Annotated in this window: 21 protein-coding genes; 18 read left to right on the top strand and 3 right to left on the bottom strand. The window is 64.1% G+C overall.

Going from position 1 to position 23,453, the window contains the following annotated elements:
- Window positions 1-24: 24 nt before the first annotated feature.
- The 16 genes from KYT87_RS01755 to KYT87_RS01830 all read left to right on the top strand — a co-directional run bounded on the left by KYT87_RS01755 (window position 25) and on the right by KYT87_RS01830 (window position 18,201).
- A complete protein-coding gene (locus tag KYT87_RS01755; protein WP_008167478.1) occupies window positions 25-801 on the top strand; it encodes an enoyl-CoA hydratase in 777 nt (258 codons plus the stop codon).
- A 253-nt stretch (window positions 802-1,054) separates the two neighbouring features.
- On the top strand, window positions 1,055-2,611 hold the full coding sequence (locus KYT87_RS01760; RefSeq protein WP_219991600.1) for a DUF1254 domain-containing protein: 1,557 nt from the start codon (window positions 1,055-1,057) through the stop codon (window positions 2,609-2,611).
- Window positions 2,612-3,097: 486 nt separating this feature from the next.
- Complete coding sequence (locus KYT87_RS01765) at window positions 3,098-3,529, top strand: ATP synthase subunit I (RefSeq protein ID WP_104144818.1); 432 nt, start codon at window positions 3,098-3,100, stop codon at window positions 3,527-3,529.
- Window positions 3,530-3,616: 87 nt separating this feature from the next.
- Entirely contained in the window at window positions 3,617-4,498 is an 882-nt protein-coding gene (gene atpB / locus KYT87_RS01770) for a F0F1 ATP synthase subunit A (protein ID WP_046806633.1), read from the top strand.
- Window positions 4,499-4,616: 118 nt separating this feature from the next.
- Complete coding sequence (gene atpE / locus KYT87_RS01775; RefSeq protein ID WP_003815363.1) at window positions 4,617-4,859, top strand: F0F1 ATP synthase subunit C; 243 nt, start codon at window positions 4,617-4,619, stop codon at window positions 4,857-4,859.
- 144 nt (window positions 4,860-5,003) lie between these two features.
- The gene (locus KYT87_RS01780) at window positions 5,004-5,474 is read left to right on the top strand and encodes a F0F1 ATP synthase subunit B (RefSeq protein WP_006227275.1); all 471 of its coding nucleotides are present in this window, start codon (window positions 5,004-5,006) and stop codon (window positions 5,472-5,474) included.
- Between the two features lie 12 nt (window positions 5,475-5,486).
- Window positions 5,487-6,026 carry a F0F1 ATP synthase subunit delta gene (locus KYT87_RS01785; protein ID WP_046806632.1) on the top strand — a complete coding sequence of 180 codons (540 nt, stop codon included), beginning with the start codon at window positions 5,487-5,489 and terminating at the stop codon, window positions 6,024-6,026.
- A gap of 28 nt (window positions 6,027-6,054) precedes the next feature.
- Window positions 6,055-7,596 (top strand): F0F1 ATP synthase subunit alpha, encoded by a 1,542-nt coding sequence (atpA, locus tag KYT87_RS01790; protein ID WP_046806631.1) that lies wholly within the window; start codon window positions 6,055-6,057, stop codon window positions 7,594-7,596.
- 98 nt (window positions 7,597-7,694) lie between these two features.
- Window positions 7,695-8,600, top strand: a complete 906-nt coding sequence (gene atpG / locus KYT87_RS01795) for a F0F1 ATP synthase subunit gamma (RefSeq protein WP_046806630.1) — start codon at window positions 7,695-7,697, stop codon at window positions 8,598-8,600.
- 42 nt (window positions 8,601-8,642) lie between these two features.
- Complete coding sequence (atpD, locus tag KYT87_RS01800; RefSeq protein WP_046806629.1) at window positions 8,643-10,046, top strand: F0F1 ATP synthase subunit beta; 1,404 nt, start codon at window positions 8,643-8,645, stop codon at window positions 10,044-10,046.
- Between the two features lie 9 nt (window positions 10,047-10,055).
- On the top strand, window positions 10,056-10,481 hold the full coding sequence (locus tag KYT87_RS01805) for a F0F1 ATP synthase subunit epsilon (RefSeq protein ID WP_006217064.1): 426 nt from the start codon (window positions 10,056-10,058) through the stop codon (window positions 10,479-10,481).
- Window positions 10,482-10,687: 206 nt separating this feature from the next.
- Window positions 10,688-11,551, top strand: coding sequence for a helix-turn-helix domain-containing protein (locus KYT87_RS01810; protein WP_255593809.1), 864 nt, complete (start codon window positions 10,688-10,690; stop codon window positions 11,549-11,551).
- Window positions 11,552-11,661: 110 nt separating this feature from the next.
- Window positions 11,662-12,735, top strand: a complete 1,074-nt coding sequence (gene hemE, locus KYT87_RS01815; protein ID WP_219991601.1) for a uroporphyrinogen decarboxylase — start codon at window positions 11,662-11,664, stop codon at window positions 12,733-12,735.
- Window positions 12,736-13,086: 351 nt separating this feature from the next.
- Window positions 13,087-15,177, top strand: coding sequence for a primosomal protein N' (locus tag KYT87_RS01820; protein WP_046806626.1), 2,091 nt, complete (start codon window positions 13,087-13,089; stop codon window positions 15,175-15,177).
- Window positions 15,178-15,284: 107 nt separating this feature from the next.
- A complete protein-coding gene (locus tag KYT87_RS01825; protein WP_219991602.1) occupies window positions 15,285-17,348 on the top strand; it encodes a UvrD-helicase domain-containing protein in 2,064 nt (687 codons plus the stop codon).
- A 13-nt stretch (window positions 17,349-17,361) separates the two neighbouring features.
- The gene (locus KYT87_RS01830) at window positions 17,362-18,201 is read left to right on the top strand and encodes an AraC family transcriptional regulator (RefSeq protein WP_219991603.1); all 840 of its coding nucleotides are present in this window, start codon (window positions 17,362-17,364) and stop codon (window positions 18,199-18,201) included.
- Window positions 18,202-18,290: 89 nt separating this feature from the next.
- Here KYT87_RS01830 and KYT87_RS01835 read toward each other — a convergent pair whose 3' ends face one another.
- Window positions 18,291-19,352, bottom strand: coding sequence for a low specificity L-threonine aldolase (locus KYT87_RS01835; RefSeq protein WP_255593810.1), 1,062 nt, complete (start codon window positions 19,350-19,352; stop codon window positions 18,291-18,293).
- Window positions 19,353-19,469: 117 nt separating this feature from the next.
- Between KYT87_RS01835 and KYT87_RS01840 the strand changes: the two genes are divergently transcribed.
- Together KYT87_RS01840 and KYT87_RS01845 are read left to right on the top strand one after the other, a co-directional pair.
- On the top strand, window positions 19,470-20,321 hold the full coding sequence (locus tag KYT87_RS01840; protein WP_046806622.1) for a class II glutamine amidotransferase: 852 nt from the start codon (window positions 19,470-19,472) through the stop codon (window positions 20,319-20,321).
- Between the two features lie 169 nt (window positions 20,322-20,490).
- A complete protein-coding gene (locus KYT87_RS01845) occupies window positions 20,491-21,111 on the top strand; it encodes a hypothetical protein (protein WP_046806621.1) in 621 nt (206 codons plus the stop codon).
- 99 nt (window positions 21,112-21,210) lie between these two features.
- Here KYT87_RS01845 and dapD read toward each other — a convergent pair whose 3' ends face one another.
- Together dapD and KYT87_RS01855 are read right to left on the bottom strand one after the other, a co-directional pair.
- A complete protein-coding gene (gene dapD, locus KYT87_RS01850; RefSeq protein WP_104144814.1) occupies window positions 21,211-22,188 on the bottom strand; it encodes a 2,3,4,5-tetrahydropyridine-2,6-dicarboxylate N-succinyltransferase in 978 nt (325 codons plus the stop codon).
- Window positions 22,189-22,296: 108 nt separating this feature from the next.
- Window positions 22,297-23,427: a M20 family metallopeptidase gene (locus KYT87_RS01855; RefSeq protein WP_104144877.1), complete on the bottom strand. Its 1,131-nt coding sequence runs from the start codon at window positions 23,425-23,427 to the stop codon at window positions 22,297-22,299.
- Window positions 23,428-23,453 lie beyond the last annotated feature (26 nt).

Raw genomic sequence — 23,453 nt, forward strand, 5'->3', positions numbered from 1 at the left:
CATACTTCCTACTGGAGACATTCAATGAGCGAGTCGTTTGTGCTGGTCGAAACCCGGGGCCGCGTCGGTCTGTTGACGCTGAACCGCCCCAAGGCGCTGAACGCGCTGAACGATCAACTGATGGATGAGCTCGGCGCGGCGCTGCTGGCGTTCGAGGCCAACGCCGACATCGGCTGCGTGGTCATCACCGGCAGCGAAAAAGCGTTTGCCGCGGGCGCGGACATCGGCGCCATGAAAGACTGGTCGTACATGGACGTGTATGGCAGCGAATACATCACCCGCAACTGGGAAACCCTGAAGCGCATTCGCAAACCCGTGATCGCCGCCGTCGCCGGCTACGCCTTGGGCGGCGGTTGCGAGCTGGCCATGATGTGCGACATCATCATCGCCGCCGACACCGCCAAGTTCGGCCAGCCCGAAATCAAGCTGGGCGTGATCCCCGGCGCGGGCGGCACGCAGCGTCTGCCGCGCGCGGTGGGCAAGGCCAAGGCCATGGACCTGGCATTGACCGCACGCATGATGGGCGCTGAAGAAGCCGAGCGCGCCGGCCTGGTGTCCCGCGTGGTGGCCGCCGACAAGCTGATGGAAGAAGCGCTGGACGCGGCCACCGTGATCGCCTCGATGTCGCTGCCATCCGTGATGATGGCCAAGGAATGCGTGAACCGCGCGTTCGAAGGCTCGTTGAACGAAGGCTTGTTGTTCGAGCGCCGCGTGTTCCATTCGTTGTTCGCCACCGAAGACCAGAAGGAAGGCATGGCGGCTTTCACCGAAAAGCGCAAACCGGACTTTAAACACCGTTAAGGCTTGTTACGACAGTAAAACGCCCGCGCCAATGTCGCGGGATGCCCAGCGCGCCCGCACCGGCGCGCTTTTTCATGGGCGCGAAGGGCGTGCAGGCACGTTGCGCCTTGAAACGTCTGGGCAGCACCTTGTTGCAGGGTTCTTCCCTATGCTGGTTAAGCGTCATCAAGAGGTGCCGCGCCAGAGCGGCTTGCCCCACTGGCAAGTCCCGCGCGGCGGCTCGCTAGCAAACAAAATCAAGAAGGAGCCTTGCATGCGTACATTTATCGCTAACCGCCGGTGGTCGACCGCGGTACTCGCCGGCGCGTTGAGCGTCTGCTTCATGACCGCCACCCAGGCTCAATCGCCGCAGCCCTCGCTGCGCCTGGTTTCTGAAACGCCTTATCCGGCCTCGTCCGCGCCCGCGCCGCAGATGAGCGAAGCGGAATTGCGTGACACCGCGATCGACGCCTATGTCTACGCCTACCCGATGGTGCTGATGGAGTTGGCGCGTCGCAAGGCTACCGCCGTACAGACGCCGCTGGACGGCCGCGCGCCCGTCAACCAGTTCGGCCACAAGACCGCGTTCCCGGACCCGCGCGCCTCCGATACGCCGTGGCCCAGCGCCGATGCGCTGTACTCCAGCCTGTGGTTCGACGTGTCGCAAGCGCCGCTGATCGTGAACCTGCCCGATACCGGCGGCCGTTACTCGGTGCTGTCGGCGCTGGACATGTGGAGCGACGTGTTCGCCTCGCGCGGCACGCGCACCAACGGTCGCGGCGCGCAGTCGTTTGCGATTGTCGGCCCGAACTGGCAAGGGACCCTGCCCACGGGCATGGACGTCATCCACAGCCCGACCTCGACGGGTTGGCTGATCGGCTGGACTCAAACCGGTGGCCCGCAAGACTATGCTGCCGTGAATCAGATCCAGGCCGGCATGACCGCGTCGCCGCTGCTCGCCCCGGCAGCGTCCGCCACCACCCCGTCCCGCAACCGCAACGCCGGCAACGCGTATCCGCAAACCGGTTCGCGCGTGGGCTCGGCGCCAATTGGCAGCGGCTTGCCCATGCCGACGCCGGTGAATGTTCCGGACGGCACGCCCGCCGAACAAGCCGCCAGCATGGACGCCGCGTCGTTCTTCACGGTGTTCTTCGACGTGCTGCGCAACAACCCGCCGCACGCCAACGACACGCCCATCCTGGATCGCATGCGCCGCATCGGCCTGGATAGCCGTCAACCGTTCTCGTATGGTCGCCTGAGCCCGACGGTGCAACAGGCGCTGGCTGATGCGCAACCGCTGGCGGGTCGCCGTATCGCCGATGGCGTGGCGCGCCTGGGTACGCCGATCAACGGCTGGAATACCGTGCTGTCCGGCATCGGCACCTATGGAACCGACTATTCGCGCCGCGCCGCCATCGCCTACGCAGGCTTGGGCGCGCCGACGCCGGAAGACGTGCTGTATCCGGTGACCGTGTCCGACTCGAAGGGCCGCCAGCTCAAGTCCGATGAAGACTACGTGCTGCACTTCGACAAGGGTCAGCTGCCGCCGGCCAATGCGTTTTGGTCGCTGCACGTCTATAACGACAAGCACGGCTTTGGCGAGAACCCGGCCAACCGCTACGCGCTGCGCAGCACCGACGGCCTGAAGTACAACGCGGACGGTTCGCTGGACATCTACATCCAGCGCCGCGACCCGGGCGAGAAGAAGCGTTCCAACTGGATCAGCTCGCCGGCCGCCGACGGCCCGTTCCTGTTAAGCATGCGTTTGTACTGGCCGCAGGACACCGCGCTGGACGGCCTGTGGGCGCCGCCTCCGGTCAAGGAAGATTGATCTGCGCGGTGTCGGTGTATTAGCACCGCTTGTCGAAACTAAAATCGGCCCTTTGAACAAGGGCCGATTTTTTATCGCGGGCCGCGTGGGGCAAGGCTTGCTGGGCCGTTGAGCAAGCATTGCTCGCGTCCCTAATTTCAGCGTTGCGCGGCCGTTGCATCCACCTTACAAACGGCCGAAAGTTCATTTGCTTGGGCAAAAAGATTCACGCTATACTCTGCGGGTTTGACGCTTGCGGGATAAGAACACGTGGCGGCCGGGTATGCAAAAGCGGGGCTGAAAAGCACTGACATGCATGGGCAAGCCGGTTCTGACAGGGTAGTAGTGCAGCGGGGATGCTTGATGCAAAAGATGCGCGGGTCGGAAGTAGAGGCAGCGCAAAGCTCAGCACAAGGCTCGATGCAAGGCGCGTTGTATGGTGAAAAAACCGGCGAAAAAACCGGTGAAAAGCCAGGTGAAAAACCGCAACTGCGCCAGCAGCGAGATTTGTTGGACCAGGATGACGAAGTAAAAGTTCTGGTGCTTAGCGACGCGGATCGCGCCGCGCTGAATGCTCAAGCAAGCCGAGGTCTCCTGTTGGCATTGGCGGCGCAGGGCGCCATGGGGCTCGCAGCGGCAGTAATTGCGGGAGTTGTCGGAGGGGCGGCGGCGGGTTGGTCGGCGCTGGCGGGGGCGGGAGCGTATTTCATACCCAATGCATTGTTTGCATTGCGCCTGGTTGTCAGCGTTCGGGCTGGTCGCGCCAACCCTTTTACCTTTCTCTCTGGTGAGTTGATCAAGTTATTCGCAACGGCATTGTTGTTGTGGATGCTTTCGCGTGTGGCACAGGACAGTCTGGTTTGGCCTGCCGCATTGCTGGGTTTGATACTCACATTGAAGGGCTACCTCCTGCTCTTGATGTTCCGCAAGTTGTCTTAGCGCCGAGCAGTAAGTAGCGGCAAACGTGATCGTGGAATCGTCCGGCTCGCAAGGGTTCGGGCATACAGCAAATAGGGTAGGATTCAAATGGCTGCTGCCAGCGACGTGTCGCCTCAGTCCGCGTATATTCAGCATCACCTGGTGCATCTGAACAATACCGGTGAAAAACAGAGCGCAATTGCTCAGTTCGACGTCATCAATTACGACTCGTTGTTCTGGTCCGGCCTGATGGGTCTGATCGTCATTTTCTTTCTGTGGCGCGCTGCTCGCCGCGCCACCAGTGGCGTGCCGACCCGCTTCCAGGCTTTCGTGGAAATGATCGTCGACATGGTCGACGACCAGGCCAAGGGCATCGTCCACAACGCCAAAAGCCGTCTTTTCATCGCCCCGCTGGCGCTCACCGTGTTCCTCTGGATCATCCTGATGAACGCGCTGGACTTGCTGCCGGTTGATCTGTTGCCCTCCATCTGGCGCCTGACCGGCCTGGGTGCGCATCACGGCGACCCCCTCTACTACCACCGCATTCTGCCGACGGCCGACTTGAACGTGCCGATGGGCATGTCGCTGGGCGTGCTGCTGCTGATGTTCTATTACGGCATCAAGATCAAGCACCCGGGCGGCTTCGTCAAAGAACTGTTCACCGCGCCGTTCCATGCGCATGGTCTGGGCGCCGTTGTGCTGGCCCCGTTCAACCTGCTGCTGAACCTGATCGAATACGCCGCCAAGTCCGTGTCGCTGGGCATGCGGTTGTTCGGCAACATGTTCGCCGGCGAACTGATTTTCATGCTGATCGCCCTGCTGGGTGGGGCCTGGACCGGCTTTAACGGCGCCAGCATCGGCTTGGGAATCGGCCACATCCTGGCCGGCTCCATCTGGGCGATCTTCCACATCCTGATCGTTCTTCTGCAGGCCTTCATCTTCATGATGCTGACGCTGGTGTATCTCGGCCAGGCACACGAAGGCCACTGATCCCCCGAATTTCCTGCGCTGGCCACCCGGCTAGCGTGGGATAGCAAGATTATCTTGCATTGAGCTGTACCCCTTATTTTTCAATTTTTGACTTCAGATTTCTAACCAAGGAGTTGTCATGACCAACGTCGCTTTCGTTGCCCTCGCTTGCGGTCTCATCATCGGTTTGGGTGCTATCGGCGCTTGCATCGGCATCGCATTGATGGGCGGCAAGTATCTGGAAGCTTCGGCTCGTCAGCCTGAGCTGATGAACGCTCTGCAAACGAAGATGTTCCTGCTGGCCGGCCTGATCGACGCGGCATTCCTGATCGGCGTGGGTATTGCCATGCTGTTCGCCTTCGCCAACCCGTTCGTCGGTTAAGGCAGCGCCCGCCGGCGAATAGGCGGGTCATGACGTTGGCGGCGATGTGGGCAACAGCCCCGTCGCCGGCCAGCAAAGTATCGAGTGCTCCGTGACGCCCCTTTCCGGGTGCGGTCGGAGCCGCAAGGTGTTAAAGGAACGACCGTGAATCTGAACGCGACGATCATTTTCCAGATGCTCGTGTTCTTCGTTCTGGGCTGGTTCACGATGAAATTCGTGTGGCCTCCTCTGACGAAGGCGATGGACGAGCGCCGCCAAAAAATCGCCGACGGCCTTGCCGCCGCCGAGAAGGGCAAAGCCGACTTGGCTCAAGCCCAGGCGCGCGTCAGTCTGATCGAGGCTTCTGCCAAGTCCGAAAACCACGCCCGCATCATCGAGGCCGAGAAGCAAGCCGCCTCCCTGATCGAGCAAGCCCGCCGTGAAGCGGAAGCTGAACGCGCCCGTATCGTGGCTCAGGCTGCTCAGGATGCCGCGCAGGAAGTCCAGCGCGCTCGTGACTCGCTGCGCGACGATGTTGCCGCGTTGGCTGTCAAGGGTGCTGAACAGATCCTCAAGCGCGAGGTTGACGCCCGCGCCCACGCCGAGCTGCTCAACCAGCTTCGCGCGCAGCTTTAATCCGGGACCGTCATGGCTGAACTTTCCACTGTTGCCCGGCCCTACGCTGAAGCGCTCTTCAGCGCAGCGCGCGACGACAAGGCCGGCTTGCCGGCCTGGGCCGACCTGGTCAGCGAAATGTCGCAGGTCGCCTCCAACCCCGACGTGCGCGAGGCCATGGCCGACCCGCGTCTGGGCGATAAGCAGCGCGTCGAGCTGTTCTCCGGCCTGATCAAGGCCGAATTGCCGCAGGCCGCCCGTAATTTCATCGAGTTGCTGGTTGAAAACGACCGGCTGCTGCTGCTGCCCGACATCGCCTCGCAATTCGTGGTGCTGCGCAATCGTCACGAGGGCACGGCGCAGGCGGAAATCACCAGCGCGTTCGAGCTGAGCGACGCCCAGGTCAAAGACCTGGTTGCCGCCCTTGAACAAAAATTCGGCCTCAAGCTCAAGCCCAACGTCACCGTCGACCAGTCGTTGATCGGCGGCGTGCGCGTGGCTGTCGGCGACCAAGTGCTCGATACTTCCGTACAAGCTCAATTGGTCCGCATGCGCGATCAGCTCGCCGCTTAAGGCAACTAACAGGATTCCAGGAGTCAATATGCAACTCAATCCCTCCGAGATCAGCGAACTGCTCAAGAGCCGCATCGAGGGCCTGGGCGCTTCGGCTGATGTCCGTACTCAGGGCACCGTCGTGTCCGTGACCGACGGTATTACCCGCATCCACGGCTTGTCCGACGTGATGCAGGGCGAAATGCTCGAATTTCCCAACAATGTTTTCGGTCTGGCGCTCAACCTCGAGCGCGATTCCGTCGGCGCCGTTATTCTGGGCGACTACACCGGCATCTCCGAAGGCGACCAGGTCAAGACGACCGGCCGCATTCTGGAAGTCCCGGTCGGTCCGGAACTGAAAGGCCGCGTGGTCAACACGCTGGGCGAGCCGATTGACGGCAAGGGCCCGGTCAACGCCAAAGAAACCGACATCATTGAAAAAGTGGCGCCTGGCGTTATCGCCCGCCGCTCGGTGTCGCAGCCGCTGCAAACCGGCGTCAAGGCTATCGACTCGATGGTGCCGATCGGCCGTGGCCAGCGCGAGCTGATCATTGGCGACCGCCAAACCGGCAAGACCGCTGTCGCCGTCGACACGATCATCAGCCAGAAGGGCAAGGGCGTCACCTGCGTGTACGTCGCTATCGGCCAGAAGGCTTCCACGATCAACAACGTGGTGCGCAAGCTGGAAGAGCACGGCGCGATGGAATACACCATCGTCGTGGCCGCTTCGGCTTCGGACTCGGCCGCCATGCAATACCTGGCCGCCTACGCCGGTTGCACCATGGGCGAATACTTCCGCGATCGTGGCGAAGACGCCCTGATCGTTTATGACGACCTGACCAAGCAAGCCTGGGCCTACCGCCAGGTGTCGCTGCTGCTGCGCCGTCCGCCGGGCCGCGAAGCTTACCCGGGCGACGTGTTCTACCTGCACTCGCGTCTGCTGGAACGTGCTGCCCGCGTGAACGAAGACTACGTCGAAAAGTTCACCAACGGCGCCGTCAAGGGCAAGACCGGTTCGCTGACCGCACTGCCGATCATCGAAACGCAGGCTGGCGACGTGTCCGCCTTCGTTCCGACCAACGTGATCTCGATCACCGACGGCCAGATCTTCCTGGAAACCGACCTGTTCAACGCCGGTGTCCGCCCCGCAATCAACGCCGGTATCTCGGTGTCGCGTGTGGGTGGCGCTGCTCAGACCAAGGTCGTCAAGAAGCTGTCTGGCGGTATCCGTACCGACTTGGCGCAGTACCGTGAACTGGCCGCCTTCGCGCAATTCGCCTCCGACCTGGACGACGCCACCCGTCGCCAGCTGGAACGCGGCAAGCGCGTGGTCGAACTGCTCAAGCAGCCGCAATACCAGCCGCTGCAAGTGTGGGAACTGGCCGTCACGCTGTACGCGGTCAACAACGGCTACCTGGATGACGTGGACGTGGCCCAAGTGCTGTCGTTTGAGAAGTCGCTGAAGGATCAGTTGAAGGCCAAGCATGCGGCCATGATCCAGCGCATCGAAGACACCAAGGAACTGTCCAAGGACGACGAGGCCGAACTGGCCACCGCCGTTCAGGAATTCAAGAAGCACGGTGCTTTTTAAGAAAGTGATGGGTTAGGCGTCTGCAACGCCTCACCCGTCCTTACCGGATGGTTGAGGCGCGAGCGGAACCCATCGGCCAGTCTTCACAGGAAAGCGCAATGCCCGGAATTAAGGAAATCCGAACCAAGATCAAGAGCGTGCAAAACACGCGCAAGATCACCAAGGCGATGGAAATGGTCGCCGCATCCAAAATGCGCAAGGCGCAGGAACGGATGCGTGCTGGTCGTCCGTACGCCACCAAGGTGCGCGAGATTGCTGCGCACCTGATGCAAGCCAACCCCGAGTACAGCCACCCGTACCTGGTCGAACGCGAAATCAAAGCGGTCGGCGTGGTCATGGTGACGACTGACAAGGGTTTGTGCGGCGGCTTGAACACCAACATCACTCGCGTGACGTTGGGCAAGCTGAAAGAGTTCGAGAAAAACGGCATCGCCGTGCAAGCGACCGCTTTCGGCAACAAGGGCGTGGGTGTGCTGACCCGTATTGGCGCCAAACTGGTTTCCCAGGAAGTGCAACTGGGCGACAAGCCGCAACTGGACCGCCTGCTGGGCGCGATCAAGGTGCAGCTGGACGCCTACCTGGACGGCCGCATCGACGCGCTGTACGTGGCTTCGACCCGCTTCGTCAACACGATGAAGCAGGAGCCCCTGTTCCTGCGCCTGCTGCCGTTGGCCAGTGGTTTGGATGATCCGTACCAATCGGGTGCCGAAAGCCTGGCCAAGACGTCGGAAGTGAAGTCGGACTACAGCTGGGATTACATCTACGAACCCGACGCCCGTAGCGTGATCGACGACCTGCTGCAGCGTTACGTTGAAGGCCTGCTGTATCAAGCCGTGGCCGAGAACATGGCTTCGGAGCAGTCGGCCCGGATGGTCGCCATGAAGGCGGCGTCGGACAACGCCAAGAAGGTCATCGGAGAGCTGCAACTGGTCTACAACAAGACCCGCCAGGCCGCGATCACCAAAGAAATTTCGGAAATCGTAGGGGGCGCTGCCGCCGTTTAAGGCAGGCAGCTCCCGTCTAAAGCTATCAAGCAAGGAATCGACATGAGCAACGGAACCATCGTTCAGTGCATCGGCGCCGTGGTGGATATTCAGTTCCCCCGCGATCACATGCCCAAGATCTATGAAGCGCTTACCCTGGCTGACGACGAGTCTTCGTCGTTCGCTGAAAAGGGCCTGACGCTGGAAGTGCAGCAACAGCTGGGCGACGGCGTGGTGCGTACCATTGCGCTGGGCTCCAGCGACGGTCTGCGTCGCGGCATGAAGGTCACGGGCACGGGCGCTCCGATCTCGGTGCCGGTCGGCACCGGCACGCTGGGCCGCATCATGGACGTGCTGGGTCGTCCCATCGACGAAGCCGGTCCGATCCAACACGAAGAAAAGCGTGGCATTCACCAAGCGGCTCCCCGTTTCGACGAACTGTCGCCGTCGGTGGAACTGCTGGAAACCGGCATCAAGGTTATTGACTTGGTCTGCCCGTTCGCAAAGGGCGGCAAGGTCGGCCTGTTCGGCGGCGCCGGCGTGGGCAAGACCGTGAACATGATGGAACTCATCAACAACATCGCCAAGCAGCACAGCGGTTTGTCGGTGTTTGCCGGCGTGGGTGAGCGTACCCGCGAAGGCAACGACTTCTACCACGAAATGGAAGAGTCGAACGTTCTGGACAAGGTCGCCATGGTGTTCGGTCAGATGAACGAACCCCCGGGCAACCGTCTGCGCGTGGCGCTGACCGGCCTGACGATGGCCGAGAAGTTCCGTGACGAAGGCCGCGACATCCTGTTCTTCGTGGACAACATCTACCGCTACACGTTGGCCGGTACCGAAGTGTCCGCACTGCTGGGCCGTATGCCCTCGGCCGTGGGCTACCAGCCCACGCTGGCTGAAGAAATGGGCAAGCTGCAAGAGCGCATCACGTCGACCAAGACGGGCTCGATCACGTCCATCCAGGCCGTGTACGTCCCTGCGGATGACTTGACCGATCCGTCGCCTGCCACGACCTTCCAGCATTTGGACTCCACCGTCGTGCTGTCGCGTGACATCGCTTCGCTGGGTATCTACCCGGCCGTGGACCCGCTGGATTCGTCCAGCCGCCAGCTCGACCCGCAAGTCGTCGGCGAAGAGCACTACGCCGTTGCGCGTGGCGTGCAGCAAACGCTGCAACGCTACAAGGAACTGCGCGACATCATCGCGATTCTGGGCATGGACGAACTGTCGCCGGAAGACAAGCAGGCCGTGGCCCGCGCGCGTAAGATCCAGCGCTTCCTGTCGCAGCCGTTCCACGTGGCTGAAGTGTTTACCGGCTCGCCCGGCAAGTACGTCCCGCTGGCCGAAACCATCCGTGGTTTCAAGATGATCGTGAACGGCGAGTGCGATGCCCTGCCGGAACAGGCCTTCTACATGGTCGGTTCGATCGACGAGGCCTTCGAGAAGGCCAAGAAACTGCAATAAGGAACCGATATGGCTACCCTGCATGTGGATGTCGTCAGCGCAGAGGAAGCGATCTTCTCCGGTGAGGCGAAGTTCGTGGTGCTGCCTGGCGAGGCGGGTGAACTGGGCATCTTGCCCGGCCACACCCCGCTGATTTCGCGCATACGCCCCGGTACGGTCAAGATCGTTCGTGCCGACCAAGGCGAGGAAAACATCTTCGTCGCCGGGGGCATTCTGGAAGTGCAGCCGGGCAGCGTGACGGTTTTGGCCGACACCGCTATCCGTGCTTCCGACCTGGACGAAGCCCGCGCCGTGGAAGCTCGCAAGAAGGCCGAAGAGGCCCTGGCGAACGCCAAGGACAAGGCTGACATCGCAGTTGTCGAAGCTGAACTCGCCATGCTGGCTGCGCAAGCCATCGCGGCGCGCAAGCTGCGCCAAGGCGGTCGTTCGCACTAAGCGGCAAAGCAGTACACGCCGGGTTCGCCCGGATCGAAAAAAGCGGCCCTTGGCCGCTTTTTTCATGCCCGCCGCGGCTGGCACCGGCTGGCAGCGGCTGGCCGCAATGCCGCCGACGGGGCGACCGCAATGCGTTCGATACGAATAGCTGGGCCGCATCCGCAACAGTAGCCTTCAACTTTGCCTGACAAGCCAAGGGGAAAGCGGTGCGACAAGTGCTGGATTGCGGGGTGCTGCTGGCGCCCGGCCACGAGGCCGCCATGCGGGACTGGGTGGCGCGTCATCAAAGCGGCTTGCCCCGCATACGCCTGCATCTGGTGCCGATGGATGCCACGCCTGCCGCCGCGCGCACAAACGCCACGCAAACCGCTGCGGGATGTATCACGGCGCTGCCGTGCGACGGAGCGCCGGACGTCCAGGTGCTGGCGCGCATGGCGGTGTCTTTGCGCCGCTACGACAGCTGCGTCCTGCCGGTGGCCCCCTCGTCGGTAGCGTGGGCCCGCACGGCGCTGTCGATGGCAGGCGCGAACCTGACGACGCCATTGCTGCTGCTGATGGACGATATGAAGGCGCCCGCCATCGAAGACTTGCTGGGCCTGGGCGCCACCGACTTCATGGCGCAGCCTGCCTGCCTGGAAAGCATGCGGGTGCGGCTGGGACGCCTGCGCCGACCGGTGGCCGGCCGGCCGCCGCCTTGGTCGCAGCGAGGCGCGTCCGAGGTGCAGGAACCGGCCGCCCACTATCAGGCGCGCGGCGACGGCGCGGGCGTGCCGCCGCATGCGCCGCGGCCGCGCGTGGCGCCCGACGTGCTGGAACAGGGCCTGGCCAACCTGCGCGACCCCCGGCGGCTACCCGCGCACGAAGCGTTTCGCCTGGCGAAGTCGCGGGTGGTGGCCGGGTTCGAGCGCGATTACATCCACCATGCGCTGTCGCGCCACGGCGGTAATGTGGCGCAGGCGGCGCGGGCATCCGCCAAGCATCGGCGGGCCTTCTGGGCGCTGATGCGCAAGCACGGCATCGACGCCGCCCCGTTTCGTCAGGCGGCGCGGTTGCGCAGCCTGCGTGGCTGAGCGGCGCGCCGATGCCTCCTTTTGCGTCTTGGCAAGCACCGTGTGCGGGCTTGCCGCTACTTGCCGCCCAAGGGAAGTAAAATCACGGCTTCCGATCAACGAGGATAGTCGTGTCTGCTTCCAGCTTGAAGAACGATGTGTTCTTGCGCTCGCTTTTGCGCGAGCCCGTGCCCTATACCCCGATCTGGCTGATGCGCCAGGCGGGTCGCTACCTGCCCGAGTACCGCGCCACGCGGGCTCGCGCAGGCTCTTTCATGGGCCTGGCTCAGAACCCGGACTACGCCATGGAAGTCACGTTGCAGCCGCTTGCGCGCTTTGACCTGGACGCGGCCATCCTGTTCTCCGACATCCTCACCGTCCCGCACGCCATGGGCCTGGGCCTGGATTTCGCGGAAGGCGAAGGCCCGCGCTTTGCGCACCCGGTGCGCGACGAGCAGGACGTGGCCCGCCTGGCGGTGCCCGACATGGACAAGCTGCGCTACGTGTTTGACGCGGTCAGCGTGATCCGCCGCGAGCTGGACGGCAAGGTGCCGTTGATCGGCTTTGCGGGCAGCCCGTTCACCATTGCCTGTTATATGGTCGAGGGCAAGGGCAGCGACGACTACCGCCTGATCAAGACGATGCTGTATTCGCGGCCCGATCTGCTGCACCGCATCCTGGAGATCAACGCCGAGGCCACGCTGCAATACCTGAACGCGCAGATCGCCGCGGGCGCGCAAGCCGTCATGTTGTTCGACAGCTGGGGCGGTGTACTGGCGGACGGCCTGTTCCAGCAGTTTTCGCTGGCCTATACCAAGCGCGTCGTCGACGGCCTGACCCGCGAACACGAAGGTCGGCGCGTGCCGGTCATTGTGTTCACCAAGGGCGGTGGCCAATGGCTTGAGCAGATCGCAGCGTGTGGCTGCGACGCGGTGGGGCTGGACTGGACCGTCGACCTGGCCGCGGCGCGCCGCCGCACCGGGGATTCCGTGGCCTTCCAGGGCAACCTGGACCCGATGGCATTGTTTGGCGGCGGCCCCGCCATTCGCGCAGAAGCGCGCCGGGTGCTGGACGCCTTCGGCCCGGTGGGCGAGGGCGGCCACGTGTTCAACCTGGGACACGGGATTTCGCGCTTTACTCCGCCCGAAGCCGTAGCCGAACTGGTTGAAGAAGTCCACCAACATAGCCGCTCGCTGCGCGGGTAAGTGAGTGGACGCTTCGGTCCCAAGGGCCGAAGTTCGAGGGCCCCAGCAAGGACTTGTGCACAGCAGGAATTTGCTTGGGGAAAACCCTTTAGAAGCTAGTTTACAATCTTGGAACATTGCATAGATTGTTGATTTTAAAAGGAAAAAGCGAGTTTTCCACTGGATTGCTCCCGACCGGGCAATCCAGGCTTATTCCGAAAGTTGATGTTGCCCCAGCCTTTTCCCCAAAGTTATCCACAGGCGCCCATGGAGTCGCTTGGCGCATCCGGGCCACCATTGCCCGCACGCCGCCTCCACCGTTGGCCCTCATCCCTTTGGATTAATCCTTCTCCGTGACGCCCACCCGCCTCCATGTCTGATTTGCTGCCAAGCCCGCCCGCCGAAGCCGTTTGCTGGGTGCGCGTGGCGCTGGATGTGCCGTTGCCCGGCCCGTTCGACTACCGCAGTGATGCGCCCGTCGCCGTGGGCTTGCGGGTGATCGTGCCGTTTGGCCGGCGCAAGATGATCGGGGTGGTGGTGGACAACCCGGCCGAGCCGTCCTACGACCCCAAGCAGATCCGCCCGATTGAACAGGTGCTGGACGACCTGCCCCCCTTTGACGAGGACTGGCTGCGGCTGGCGCGCTTTGCGGCGGACTACTACCAGCGGCCGCTGGGCGAGGTCATGTTGCCGACCTTGCCGCCGCCGCTGCGCAAGCCCACGGCGTATCAAGGCAAGCGCTCGGCCGGTGGCCCCGTGACCCGTCTGGACAACCGCAAGCGCAAACCGGTGCGCACGCCGGCCAAGGCCGACCAGCCCCCCGAATTGAATGACGCGCAGCTTGCCGCCGTGGACGCCATCGGCGCACTGACGTCTTTCAAACCCGTGCTGCTGCATGGCGTGACGGGCAGCGGCAAGACCGAGGTCTACCTGCGCGCGGCCGAACAGGTGCTGGCCCAGGGCCGCCAGGTGCTGCTGATGGTGCCCGAAATCAACCTCACGCCCCAGTTGGAAGGGGCGCTGCGTGCGCGGCTGGAAGCGGTGGTCGGGACGGACGGGCTGGCGGTGATGCACAGCGGGCTGTCCGACGGCGAACGCTTGCAGGCCTGGGCGCGCGCCCAGCGAGGCGAAGCGCGCATGCTGCTGGGCACGCGCATGTCGATTTTCGCGCCGCTTGGCAAGCTTGGTCTGATCGTGGTGGACGAGGAACACGACGCGTCCTACAAGCAGCAGGACGGCCTGCGCTATTCGGCGCGTGACCTCGCCGTATGGCGCGCGCACGATCTGGACATCCCGGTGGTGCTGGGCTCTGCCACCCCGTCCCTGGAAACGTGGCAGCACGCCGAGCGCGGCCGCTACCTGCGCCTGACGCTGCCCGGGCGCGCGCGTTCCAGCACGCTGCCGTCCATGCGGTTGGTGGACACGCGCCGGTTGCAAATGAAGCACGGCATGTCGCCGCAACTGCTCGATGCCATCGGACAGCGGCTGGAACGCAAGGAACAGTCGCTGATCTTCCTGAACCGGCGCGGCTATTCCCCCGTGCTGCATTGCCAGTCGTGCGCGTGGGTCAGCAATTGCCCGCGCTGCACCGCGTTTACCGTGCTGCATCGCACGGACGGACGCGGCCATCGCTTGCAGTGCCACCATTGCGGCTACCAGGCACCGGTGCCGCGCGCGTGCCCGGAATGCGGCGACCAGGATCTGGCGCCCATGGGCCGGGGTACCCAGCGCGTTGAAGAGCATCTGGCTGAACTGTTTCCCGAGGCGCGCATCCTGCGTATCGACGCCGACAGCACGCGCAAGAAGGGCAGTGCCGAGGCCCTGTTCGCGTCCGTGCACGCGGGCGAGGTCGACATCCTGGTCGGCACGCAGATGGTGGCCAAGGGCCACGATTTCGCGCGGCTGGGGCTGGTGGGGGTGCTTAATTCCGACTCGATGCTGTTCGCGCACGATTTCCGCGCGCCCGAACGCCTGTTCGCCCAGCTGATGCAGGTGGCCGGCCGCGCGGGCCGCCATCAGGGCAACGGCGAAGTGCTGATCCAGACCGGTTACCCCGAGCAGCCCGTGTACCAGGCGCTGTTGCGCCACGACTACGCGGGCTTTGCGCGCCACGCCTTGCACGAACGCGAAAGCACCGGCTTGCCGCCCTTTGTCTATCAAGCCCTGCTGACCGCCGAGGCACGCGAACTCAAAGTCGCCCAAGCGTTTCTGGAGCGCGCCCGCGTGTTGCCCGAAGGCGAGTGGGCGGCCGACTTCCCCGGCCTGGACGCCATCATGCTGTATGACCCGGTGCCGCTGCGCGTGGTGCGCGTGGCGAACATCGAACGCGCGCAGTTGCTGGTCGAAAGCAGCAGCCGGCCGGCCTTGCAAGCATTCCTGGCGTCGTGGTCGCACCACCTGCCGTACATCGCCAACGAGGCGCGCGTGCGCTGGCAGCTGGAAGTCGATCCGCTTGAGATCTGAAGGCGGCCGGCACCGATGCGCCATGCAGGCGATTGTTCTATGATCTTCTTCCTCTATCGCGCTGGCGCGGCAGGCGCCTGGCGCCTGCGCCCGTTTTAAAGCTCAACATGTCCGCTAGCGAATCCATTGCCCAAGGTATGAACCCCGCTCAACGCGAGGCGGTGCTGTACCTGGACGGCCCGTGTCTGGTGCTGGCCGGCGCCGGCAGCGGCAAGACGCGGGTGATTACTCAGAAAATCGCGTATCTGCTGCGTGAATGCGGCTACATGGGCCGCAACGTGGTGGCGCTGACCTTCACCAACAAGGCGGCGCGCGAAATGGACGAGCGTGTCAAGACGCTGGTGGACCGCAAGCTCTCCAAGGGTTTGATCATCAGCACGTTCCACTCGCTGGGCGTGAAGATGCTGCGCGAGGAAGCGCGCAACGCCGGGCTCAAGCCCACGTTTTCCATCCTGGACGCCGACGACGCCATGTCGATCATCCAGGAGCTGCTGGCCACCACCGACAAGGCCCGGCTGCGGCACGTGCAGGGCATCATTTCGCTGTGGAAGAACGCTTTGCTGGAGCCGGACGACGCGGCGCGCGAAGCCGTCACGCCGGGCGACGTGGAAGCCGCCAACATCTACCGCAGCTACGCCGCCACGCTGGCCGCGTATCAGGCGGTGGACTTCGACGACCTGATCCGTATCCCCGCGCTGCTGCTGTCCAGCAACGAAGAGGTGCGTACGCGTTGGCAGAATCGCGTGCGCTACCTGCTGGTGGACGAATACCAGGACACCAACGTGTGCCAGTACCGCCTGGTGCAGTTGCTGACGGGCTCGCGCGCCATGTTCACGGCAGTGGGCGACGACGATCAGGCCATCTACGCCTGGCGCGGCGCCACCATCGAAAACCTGGCCAAGCTGACCACCGACTACCCGAACATCAAGCTCATCAAGCTGGAACAGAACTACCGCTCGGTGCAGCGCATTCTGGCGGCCGCCAACGCGGTTATTGAAAAGAACCCCAAGCTGTTCGAAAAGAAGCTGTGGTCCGACCTGGGCGTGGGTGAACCCATCCTGGTGTCCGCCATGGACGGCGAAGAACAGGAAGCGGAATCCATCGCCATGAAGGTGTCGGCCTCGCGCTTCGAGCGCCAGGCGCAGTGGAAGGATTTCGCCATCCTGTATCGCAGCAACCATCAGTCGCGCATCCTGGAGCAGGCGCTGCGCAACCTGAAGATTCCGTACACGATCTCGGGCGGGCAGAGCTTTTTCGACAAGGCCGAAGTGCGGGATGTGTTGGCGTACCTGCGGCTGCTGGCCAATGACGATGACGACCCCGCATTCATCCGCGCGGCCACCACGCCCAAGCGCGGCATCGGGCAGGCCACGTTGCAGGTGCTGGGCCAGTACGCCGCCACGCGGGAACTGTCGCTGCTGGCCGCCGTGGCGGAGACCGGGCTGGAAAGCCTGTTGGCGCCACGCCAGCTGGACCCGTTGCGCACCTTTGCCGAGTTCATTCGGCGCATGCAATGGCGCGCCGGTCGCGGCGCCGCCTCGGGCAAGGACGCGGCGCCCGCCGAGCCGGCCGGTGTCATCCTGGATGATCTGATCGAAGCCATCCAGTACGAACGTCACCTGTTCGAGCTGTTCGAAGAACGCCCCGCGCAAACGCGCTGGCAGAACGTGTTGGAGCTGACCGGCTGGCTCAAGCGCAAGGCCGAAGAAGACAACATGTCGCTCTTTGATCTGGTGCAGCACGTGGCGCTGGTCACGATGCTGGAACGCGGCGAAGAAGACGAGCCCGACGCGGTCAAGATGTCGACCCTGCACGCGTCCAAAGGGCTGGAGTATCCGCACGTGTACCTGGCGGGCGTCGAGGAAGGCCTGCTGCCGCACCTGGGCAAGGACGACGAGGTCGGCGACCCGGCCCGCGCCGCCGAGAACCTGGCCACACGCATCCAGGAAGAGCGGCGCTTGATGTACGTGGGCATCACGCGTGCGCAGCGCAGCCTGAACCTTAGCTGGTGCAAGCGCCGCCGCCGCGCGCGTGAAGACCTGGTGCGCGAGCCTTCGCGGTTCATCGAAGAAATGGGGCTGGGCGACGTGCGCTTGCAGGAAGACGAAGCCACCGCCGCGATGAACCCCAAGGAGCGCATGGCGATGTTGAAAGCGCTGTTGAAGAAGTAGCGGGGAAAGCCGCATGCCTGCCACGCTTAAAGACGACGTCCGCTATTTGCCGGTGCGCGGCACGCCGGGGCTGGTGTTGGGGCAGGCGCGGCTGTGCCAGTTTGAGTTTGACCGCCACTATCACGAGGACTATCACATTGGTCTGGTGACGCAGGGCGTGCAGCGGCAGCGCTTTCGCGGGCAGAGTATTTTGCTGGGGCCGGGCGGCATTGCGCTGATGCCTCCCGGTGAAATCCATGATGGCTCTGGCGCGGGCGACCACGGCGCGGCTTATGTGTTGAAGACGTTCCGTATTTCGGCGGCGCTGATGCGCACCTGCATTGAAGACGTTTCGGCCGCCGCCGCCCAGGAACGGTTCTTTGGCACGCTGGTGCAAGACGCGGACCTTGCGCGGCGCTTCATGGCTTTGCACAACGCGTGGATGGCCGGTGCGGCGGACGAACCGCTTGCACGCCAAGCGCAGTCATTGACCGTGATGGCCGACCTGTTCGTGCGCACGCGCACCGTCAAGCCGCAGGCGGTCAAGGGCGGCTTGTCGGCCGCCCATCAACGGGCCGTGCGCGATTACTGCGTGGCGCATCTTGCCGACAAGATTTCATTGGATGACCTGGCCCGGCTTTGCGGGCTGAGCCGCTTCCAATTCCTGCGGCGCTTTACGCACAGTACGGGTTTGACGCCGCACGCATGGTTGATCCGACTGCGCCTGGAACGCGCTTGCGCGGCGCTGGCCGGCGCGCGCGTGTCGGTGGCAGAGGTGGCCGCCGACGTGGGCTTCTACGACCAAAGCCATTTCAATCGCGCGTTCCGAGCCGCCTACGGCGCACCGCCGTCGGCGTATCAGCCAACGGCATAGGCTAGCCGCGAAGACGACCACGGCGACCGCCAAGGCGACCACGGCGACCGCGAAGACGACACCGGCCGACGACGTAATCGCTTCTGGTTTCAGCGCACCCGCGCGCGCAGCGCGGACAGGAAGTGATCCACATCCTGCTCCGTGGTGGCAAAGGACGTCACCAGGCGCACGACACCCGGGCCCCAGCGGTCGTGATAGAAGCGAAAGCCATCGGCCAAGAGGCCTTCGATGGCAGCGTTGGGCAGCTGGCAGAACAGGATGTTTGCATCCGCCTCGCCTTGCATCGCTACGCCGGGCAAGCCCTGCATGCCGGCCGCCAGCCGTGCGGCCATGGCGTTGGCCTGACGCGCATTGCGCAGCCACAGATCATCATCCAGATACGCTTGCATCTGCGCCGACAGCAGCCGCATCTTCGAAAACAGATGGCCGCCGCGCTTGCGCCGGAACGCGAGTTCCTGTGCGCGCTTGGGGTTGAACAGCACGATGGCCTCGGCACCCAGCACGCCGTTCTTGGTGGCGCCGAACGACAGGATTTCCACGCCTGCCTTCCACGTCATTTCCGCTGGCGTGCAACCCAGGCTGACCAGCGCGTTGGCAAAGCGCGCGCCATCCATGTGCAGCGGCAAGCCGGCATCGCGGCAGACGCCGCCGATGGCCTGGATTTCGTCCAGGGTATAGACGCTGCCGGTCTCCGTGGCCTGGGTGATGCTGACGCAGGACGGCTGGACGGTGTGCACGTCGCCTACCTTGCGGCGCGCGTGGTCCGCCAGCTGGACGGGGTCGATCTTGGCGTCGTCGCCGCCCAGCAGGGTCAGGCGGGCGCCGTTCGTGTAGAACTCGGGCGCGCCGCACTCATCATTGGCGATATGGCTTTGCGTATGGCACAGCACCGCGCCCCAGGGCGGTGTCAGCGTGGCAAGGCTGAGCGAATTGGCCGCCGTGCCCGTGGGCACCAGCAGCACGTCCACCTCGTGTTCAAAGATGTCGGCAAGGCGGCGCTGCACCACCAGTGAGCAATCATCGGCGCCGTAGGCGGGCGCCTGGCCGCTGTTCGCGCGCAGCAGCGCGTCCATGACCTCGGGGCTGGCGCCTGCGATGTTGTCGCTGGAAAAGCCCATTTGCAGGGTGGGGACGGATGAGGGCGTGTTCACGTTTGGCTTCCGGCTGATTTTGCAAAAGCGTCACTGTGCCGGGGCGCGCGCCGCCAGGCTTGTAGAAAATTGCGCCTGGCTCCTACACTGGGCAAATCCGTCTTGAAGGAGCGCATCATGTGTCGTTGGCTGGCTTACACCGGTAGTCCCTTGCAGATGGAAAGCGTGCTGTTCAAGGCCAAGCACTCGCTAATCGACCAAAGCCTGCATGCGCGGCTGGGCGCCACCACGACCAACGGCGACGGTTTCGGGCTGGGCTGGTACAGCCGACCTTACGATGGCCACATCGAGCCGCCGTTTCGTTACCGCAGCGTGCACCCCGCCTGGAACGACCGCAATCTGCGCGAAGCGGCGCGCGCCATCCACGCGCCTTTGTTCGTGGCGCACATCCGCGCCGCCACCGACACGCCCGCACAGGAAACCAACTGCCACCCGTTTCGCCACGGGCAGTGGCTGTTCGTGCATAACGGGGTCATTCGCGACTATCCCCTGCTGCGCCGCGACCTGATGCTGATGATCGCGCCCGCTTATTTCGGGTCGTTGGAAGGCTCCACCGATTCCGAGGTGATGTTTCTGCTGGCGCTGACGTTCGGCCTGGACGAAGATCCCATCCGCGCGCTGGCCCGCATGGTGGGGGCAGTGGAAGAGACGGGCCGCCGCCATGGCGTGACGCACCCCATCAACATGACGGTGTGCGCGCTGGACGGGCACCGGCTGATTGCGGTGCGTTATTCCAGCGAGGCGGAATCGCGCACGCTGTTCCACAACACCTGCGTGCGCCATTTGCGCGAGCTATATCCGGAAGACCCGCAGATTGCCGCGCTGGACGAGAACGCGTTCCTGTTGCTGTCCGAGCCCTTGAGCGAGATGCCGGGCGTCTGGGAAGAGGTGCCCGAGGCCACCGCGATCATCGCCGGGGGCGGCGACGTGCGGCATTACCCGTTTGCGCCGATTGCGCCGGGGCCGTGACGCGGCCGCTGATCACGCGCGAAACCGCCGGATTGCACCAGAAATCAGCGAAATTGGCCGATAAATAGGGGTCATCAAGCACGCTTCGCTCATATAAGGGAGAATGCGTGTCGCATGACGGTGCGACGTCCTGGGCCGCGAAAGCACCCCAACTCAATAAGGAAGTTGCATGACAGATAGCAAAACCCCGCAGGTCTCAGACGCATTGGCGGTGTTTACGCACACGGGGAGCGCCCCGGTTCGCTTTGAATTGCATGACAAAGGCGTGGTCTGCCAACAAGGCGACACGCGCAGCTACACCGCATTCGCGGATGTCCTGGATCTTTGCCTGTTCCCCGCCGAAGCGGGCGCAACGGCAGGTCCGATCAACCAATTTGCCTACCGTGCCCGCGTGGCGCAAGACTGGACCATCGTGTCCGGCGACGTCAGCAACTTCGCTCAGTTCATGGATGCCTTCCGCTCGCGTTATGTCGCGCAGCGCCTGCCCGTGCTGGAAGCGTTGATGGCCAACGGTGAGCGCGTTGCGTTCCGGTATATCAAGTCCGGTGATTTTCCCGGTGTTCAAACGCAGGAACTGGCCCTGTCGGCCGAAGGCCTGCATATCGATGGCGCCACCTGGCCTTACGAGTCGTTGCAGCGTATCGACCTGAACGACTGGACCGAAACCATCACGCTGCATGACGACAGCGGCAAGACGGTGTTTTCGTGCGTGGCCACGCGTATTCTCAGCTCGGATCTGCTGGTGAACCTGGTGTACGACCAGTTGGGCCAGACGGCGGAATACGCCTGATAGGGCATTGCCCTCAAGCGACGTAACGGGCGCTTGATGCGCAATGAAGAAGGGCCGCCATCGTGCTACGAGCGGCCCTTTTTTTATGCTGCACGGCGATCAATGCCCGGCGTGCAGCGCTGGATTCAAGGTGCCCCAAGCTGCTGTGCGCACCAAGGTTTCCACCACACCGGTTTGTGAATTGCGGCGGAACAGCAGGCCGTGCTGGCCCGCCAGCGACGCGGCTTTCACCACCGCGCCTTCGGGCGTCAACACGCGCGTGCCCGCCGTGATGTAGCAGCCGGCTTCCACCACGCAATCGTCACCCAGCGAAATGCCGATGCCCGAATTGGCGCCCAGCAGGCAGCGCTTGCCGATGGACACCACCTGCTTGCCGCCACCCGACATCGTGCCCATGATGGACGCGCCGCCGCCGATATCGCTGCCGTCATCGACGATGACGCCCGCGCTGATGCGGCCTTCCACCATCGACGCGCCTAGCGTGCCGGCGTTGAAATTGCAGAAGCCTTCATGCAGCACGGTGGTGCCCGGCGACAGGTACGCACCCAGCCGCACGCGCGCCGTGTCGGCGATGCGCACGCCGTTGGGGACCACGTAGTCGGTCATGCGCGGAATCTTGTCCACGCCCCGTATTTCCAGCACCTGCCCGGTGGCGCGCAGTTGCCAACGCAGGGCATCGACCTGATCCACCGCGCACGGCCCGGCAGAGGTCCACGCCACGTTGGACAACACGCCGAACAGGCCATCCAGGTTGGCCTCGTGCGGGCGGATCAGGCGGTGGCTGAGCAGGTGCAGGCGCAGGTAGGCGTCGTGCGCGTCGGCGGGCGGCTCGGCCAGTGACGCGATGGCCGTGCGCACCGCCACGATGTCGACCTTGCGGCGCGTGTCGCGCACCAGCGCGGTGGGCACGTGTTCCCCCAGCGCCGCGCGCGCTTCCTCGGGCGTCAGGTGGCGCGTGCCCCCAGCCGGCGTGTGATCGGCCAGTGAGGGGCGCGGATACCAGGTGTCAAGGACGGTGCCGTCGGCCGCCAGCGTGGCGAGACCGTAGGCAATGGCGCTGTCGAGGGTGGCGGACATGGCGGATGGGCGTAGCGTTGACGTGGGTTGAGTGATCGGGCGTGAGTGGGGCCGGTGAATCGGGAAGTTGCCGGCCCGTTCTCTAAGCCTGTTTTATAGCCCCGTTTTTCAGGCGAGCTCGCGCAGCAGCAATTCCCAGAACTTCAACCGCTGTTCCAGCGTGGACACCAGCACGTACTCGTTCAAGGTGTGCGCCCCGTCGCCGTCCGCGCCCAGGCCGTCCAGCGTGGGGATGCCCATCGCCGAGGTGAAGTTGGCATCGCTGCCGCCGCCCGTCATCGGCGCGTCTTCCAGCAGGAAGCCGGCGCGGTCCGCGTAGCCTTGCACCAGGGCCAGCAAGGCTGCCGCCGCCTCCGTCTTGACCATGGGCGGGCGGTTCAATTCAACGTTGATGTCCAGTTCAACGTCAGGCCCCACCGCGCACAGCTCGCGCATGCGGCGCAGCACGTCTTCGGCGGCGCCCATGTCGGGCACGCGGAAGTCCACCACGCAGCGGCACAGCGCCGGCACGGTGTTGGTGACCGTGCCGCCGGCGATGGTGCCCACGCTGACCGTGATGCCACGGTCGTAGTCGGTCATGGCTTCCAGCGCCAGCACCTGATGCGCCATTTCACGAATCGCGCTGCGGCCTTTTTCATGCTGCATGCCGGCGTGCGCCGGGCGGCCCTTCACGTTCAGGTTCAACATGCCCGTGCCCTTGCGCGCCGTGACGCACTTGCCGCCGTTCGGGCGGGCCGGTTCGCAGACCAGCGCGTACTTGGCGTTGGCGGCAAAGCGTTCGATGTGCACGCGCGAGGCATGGCTGCCCGTTTCTTCGTCGGGCACCACCAGGAAGTCCACCGGCAGCTGCGTCGCGCCGGGGCGCGCCACGCCGGCCAGCGCCGTCAGCGCCAGGTAGATGCCCGCCTTCATGTCGTAGCTGCCGGGTCCGTAGAGACGGTCGCCGTCGATACGGACCGGGTTCTCCAGCAGCGTGCCCACCGGATGCACGGTGTCCATGTGCGCCAGGATCAGGATGCCGGGGCGCGTGTCGCCGGGGGCGCGGTTGGTGGCGTACAGCAGCGGGCCCGTGGTGGGGCCCAGCGACGACAGTTCCACCGTCAAGCCCGCGGCGGCCGCGTAGTCGGCGATGATGCGCGCCATGGCGGCGATGCCGTCGGGGTAGTTCGACGGCGATTCGCATTGCAACCAGCTCTGGATGCCGGCGACGATCTGTTCAGTGCTTTGGGTGTTGGACATGGCGGTATCGGGTTCCAGCAATGAAA

The organism is Achromobacter sp. ES-001 (assembly GCF_019448355.1).
GTDB lineage: Bacteria > Pseudomonadota > Gammaproteobacteria > Burkholderiales > Burkholderiaceae_B > Achromobacter > Achromobacter spanius_B.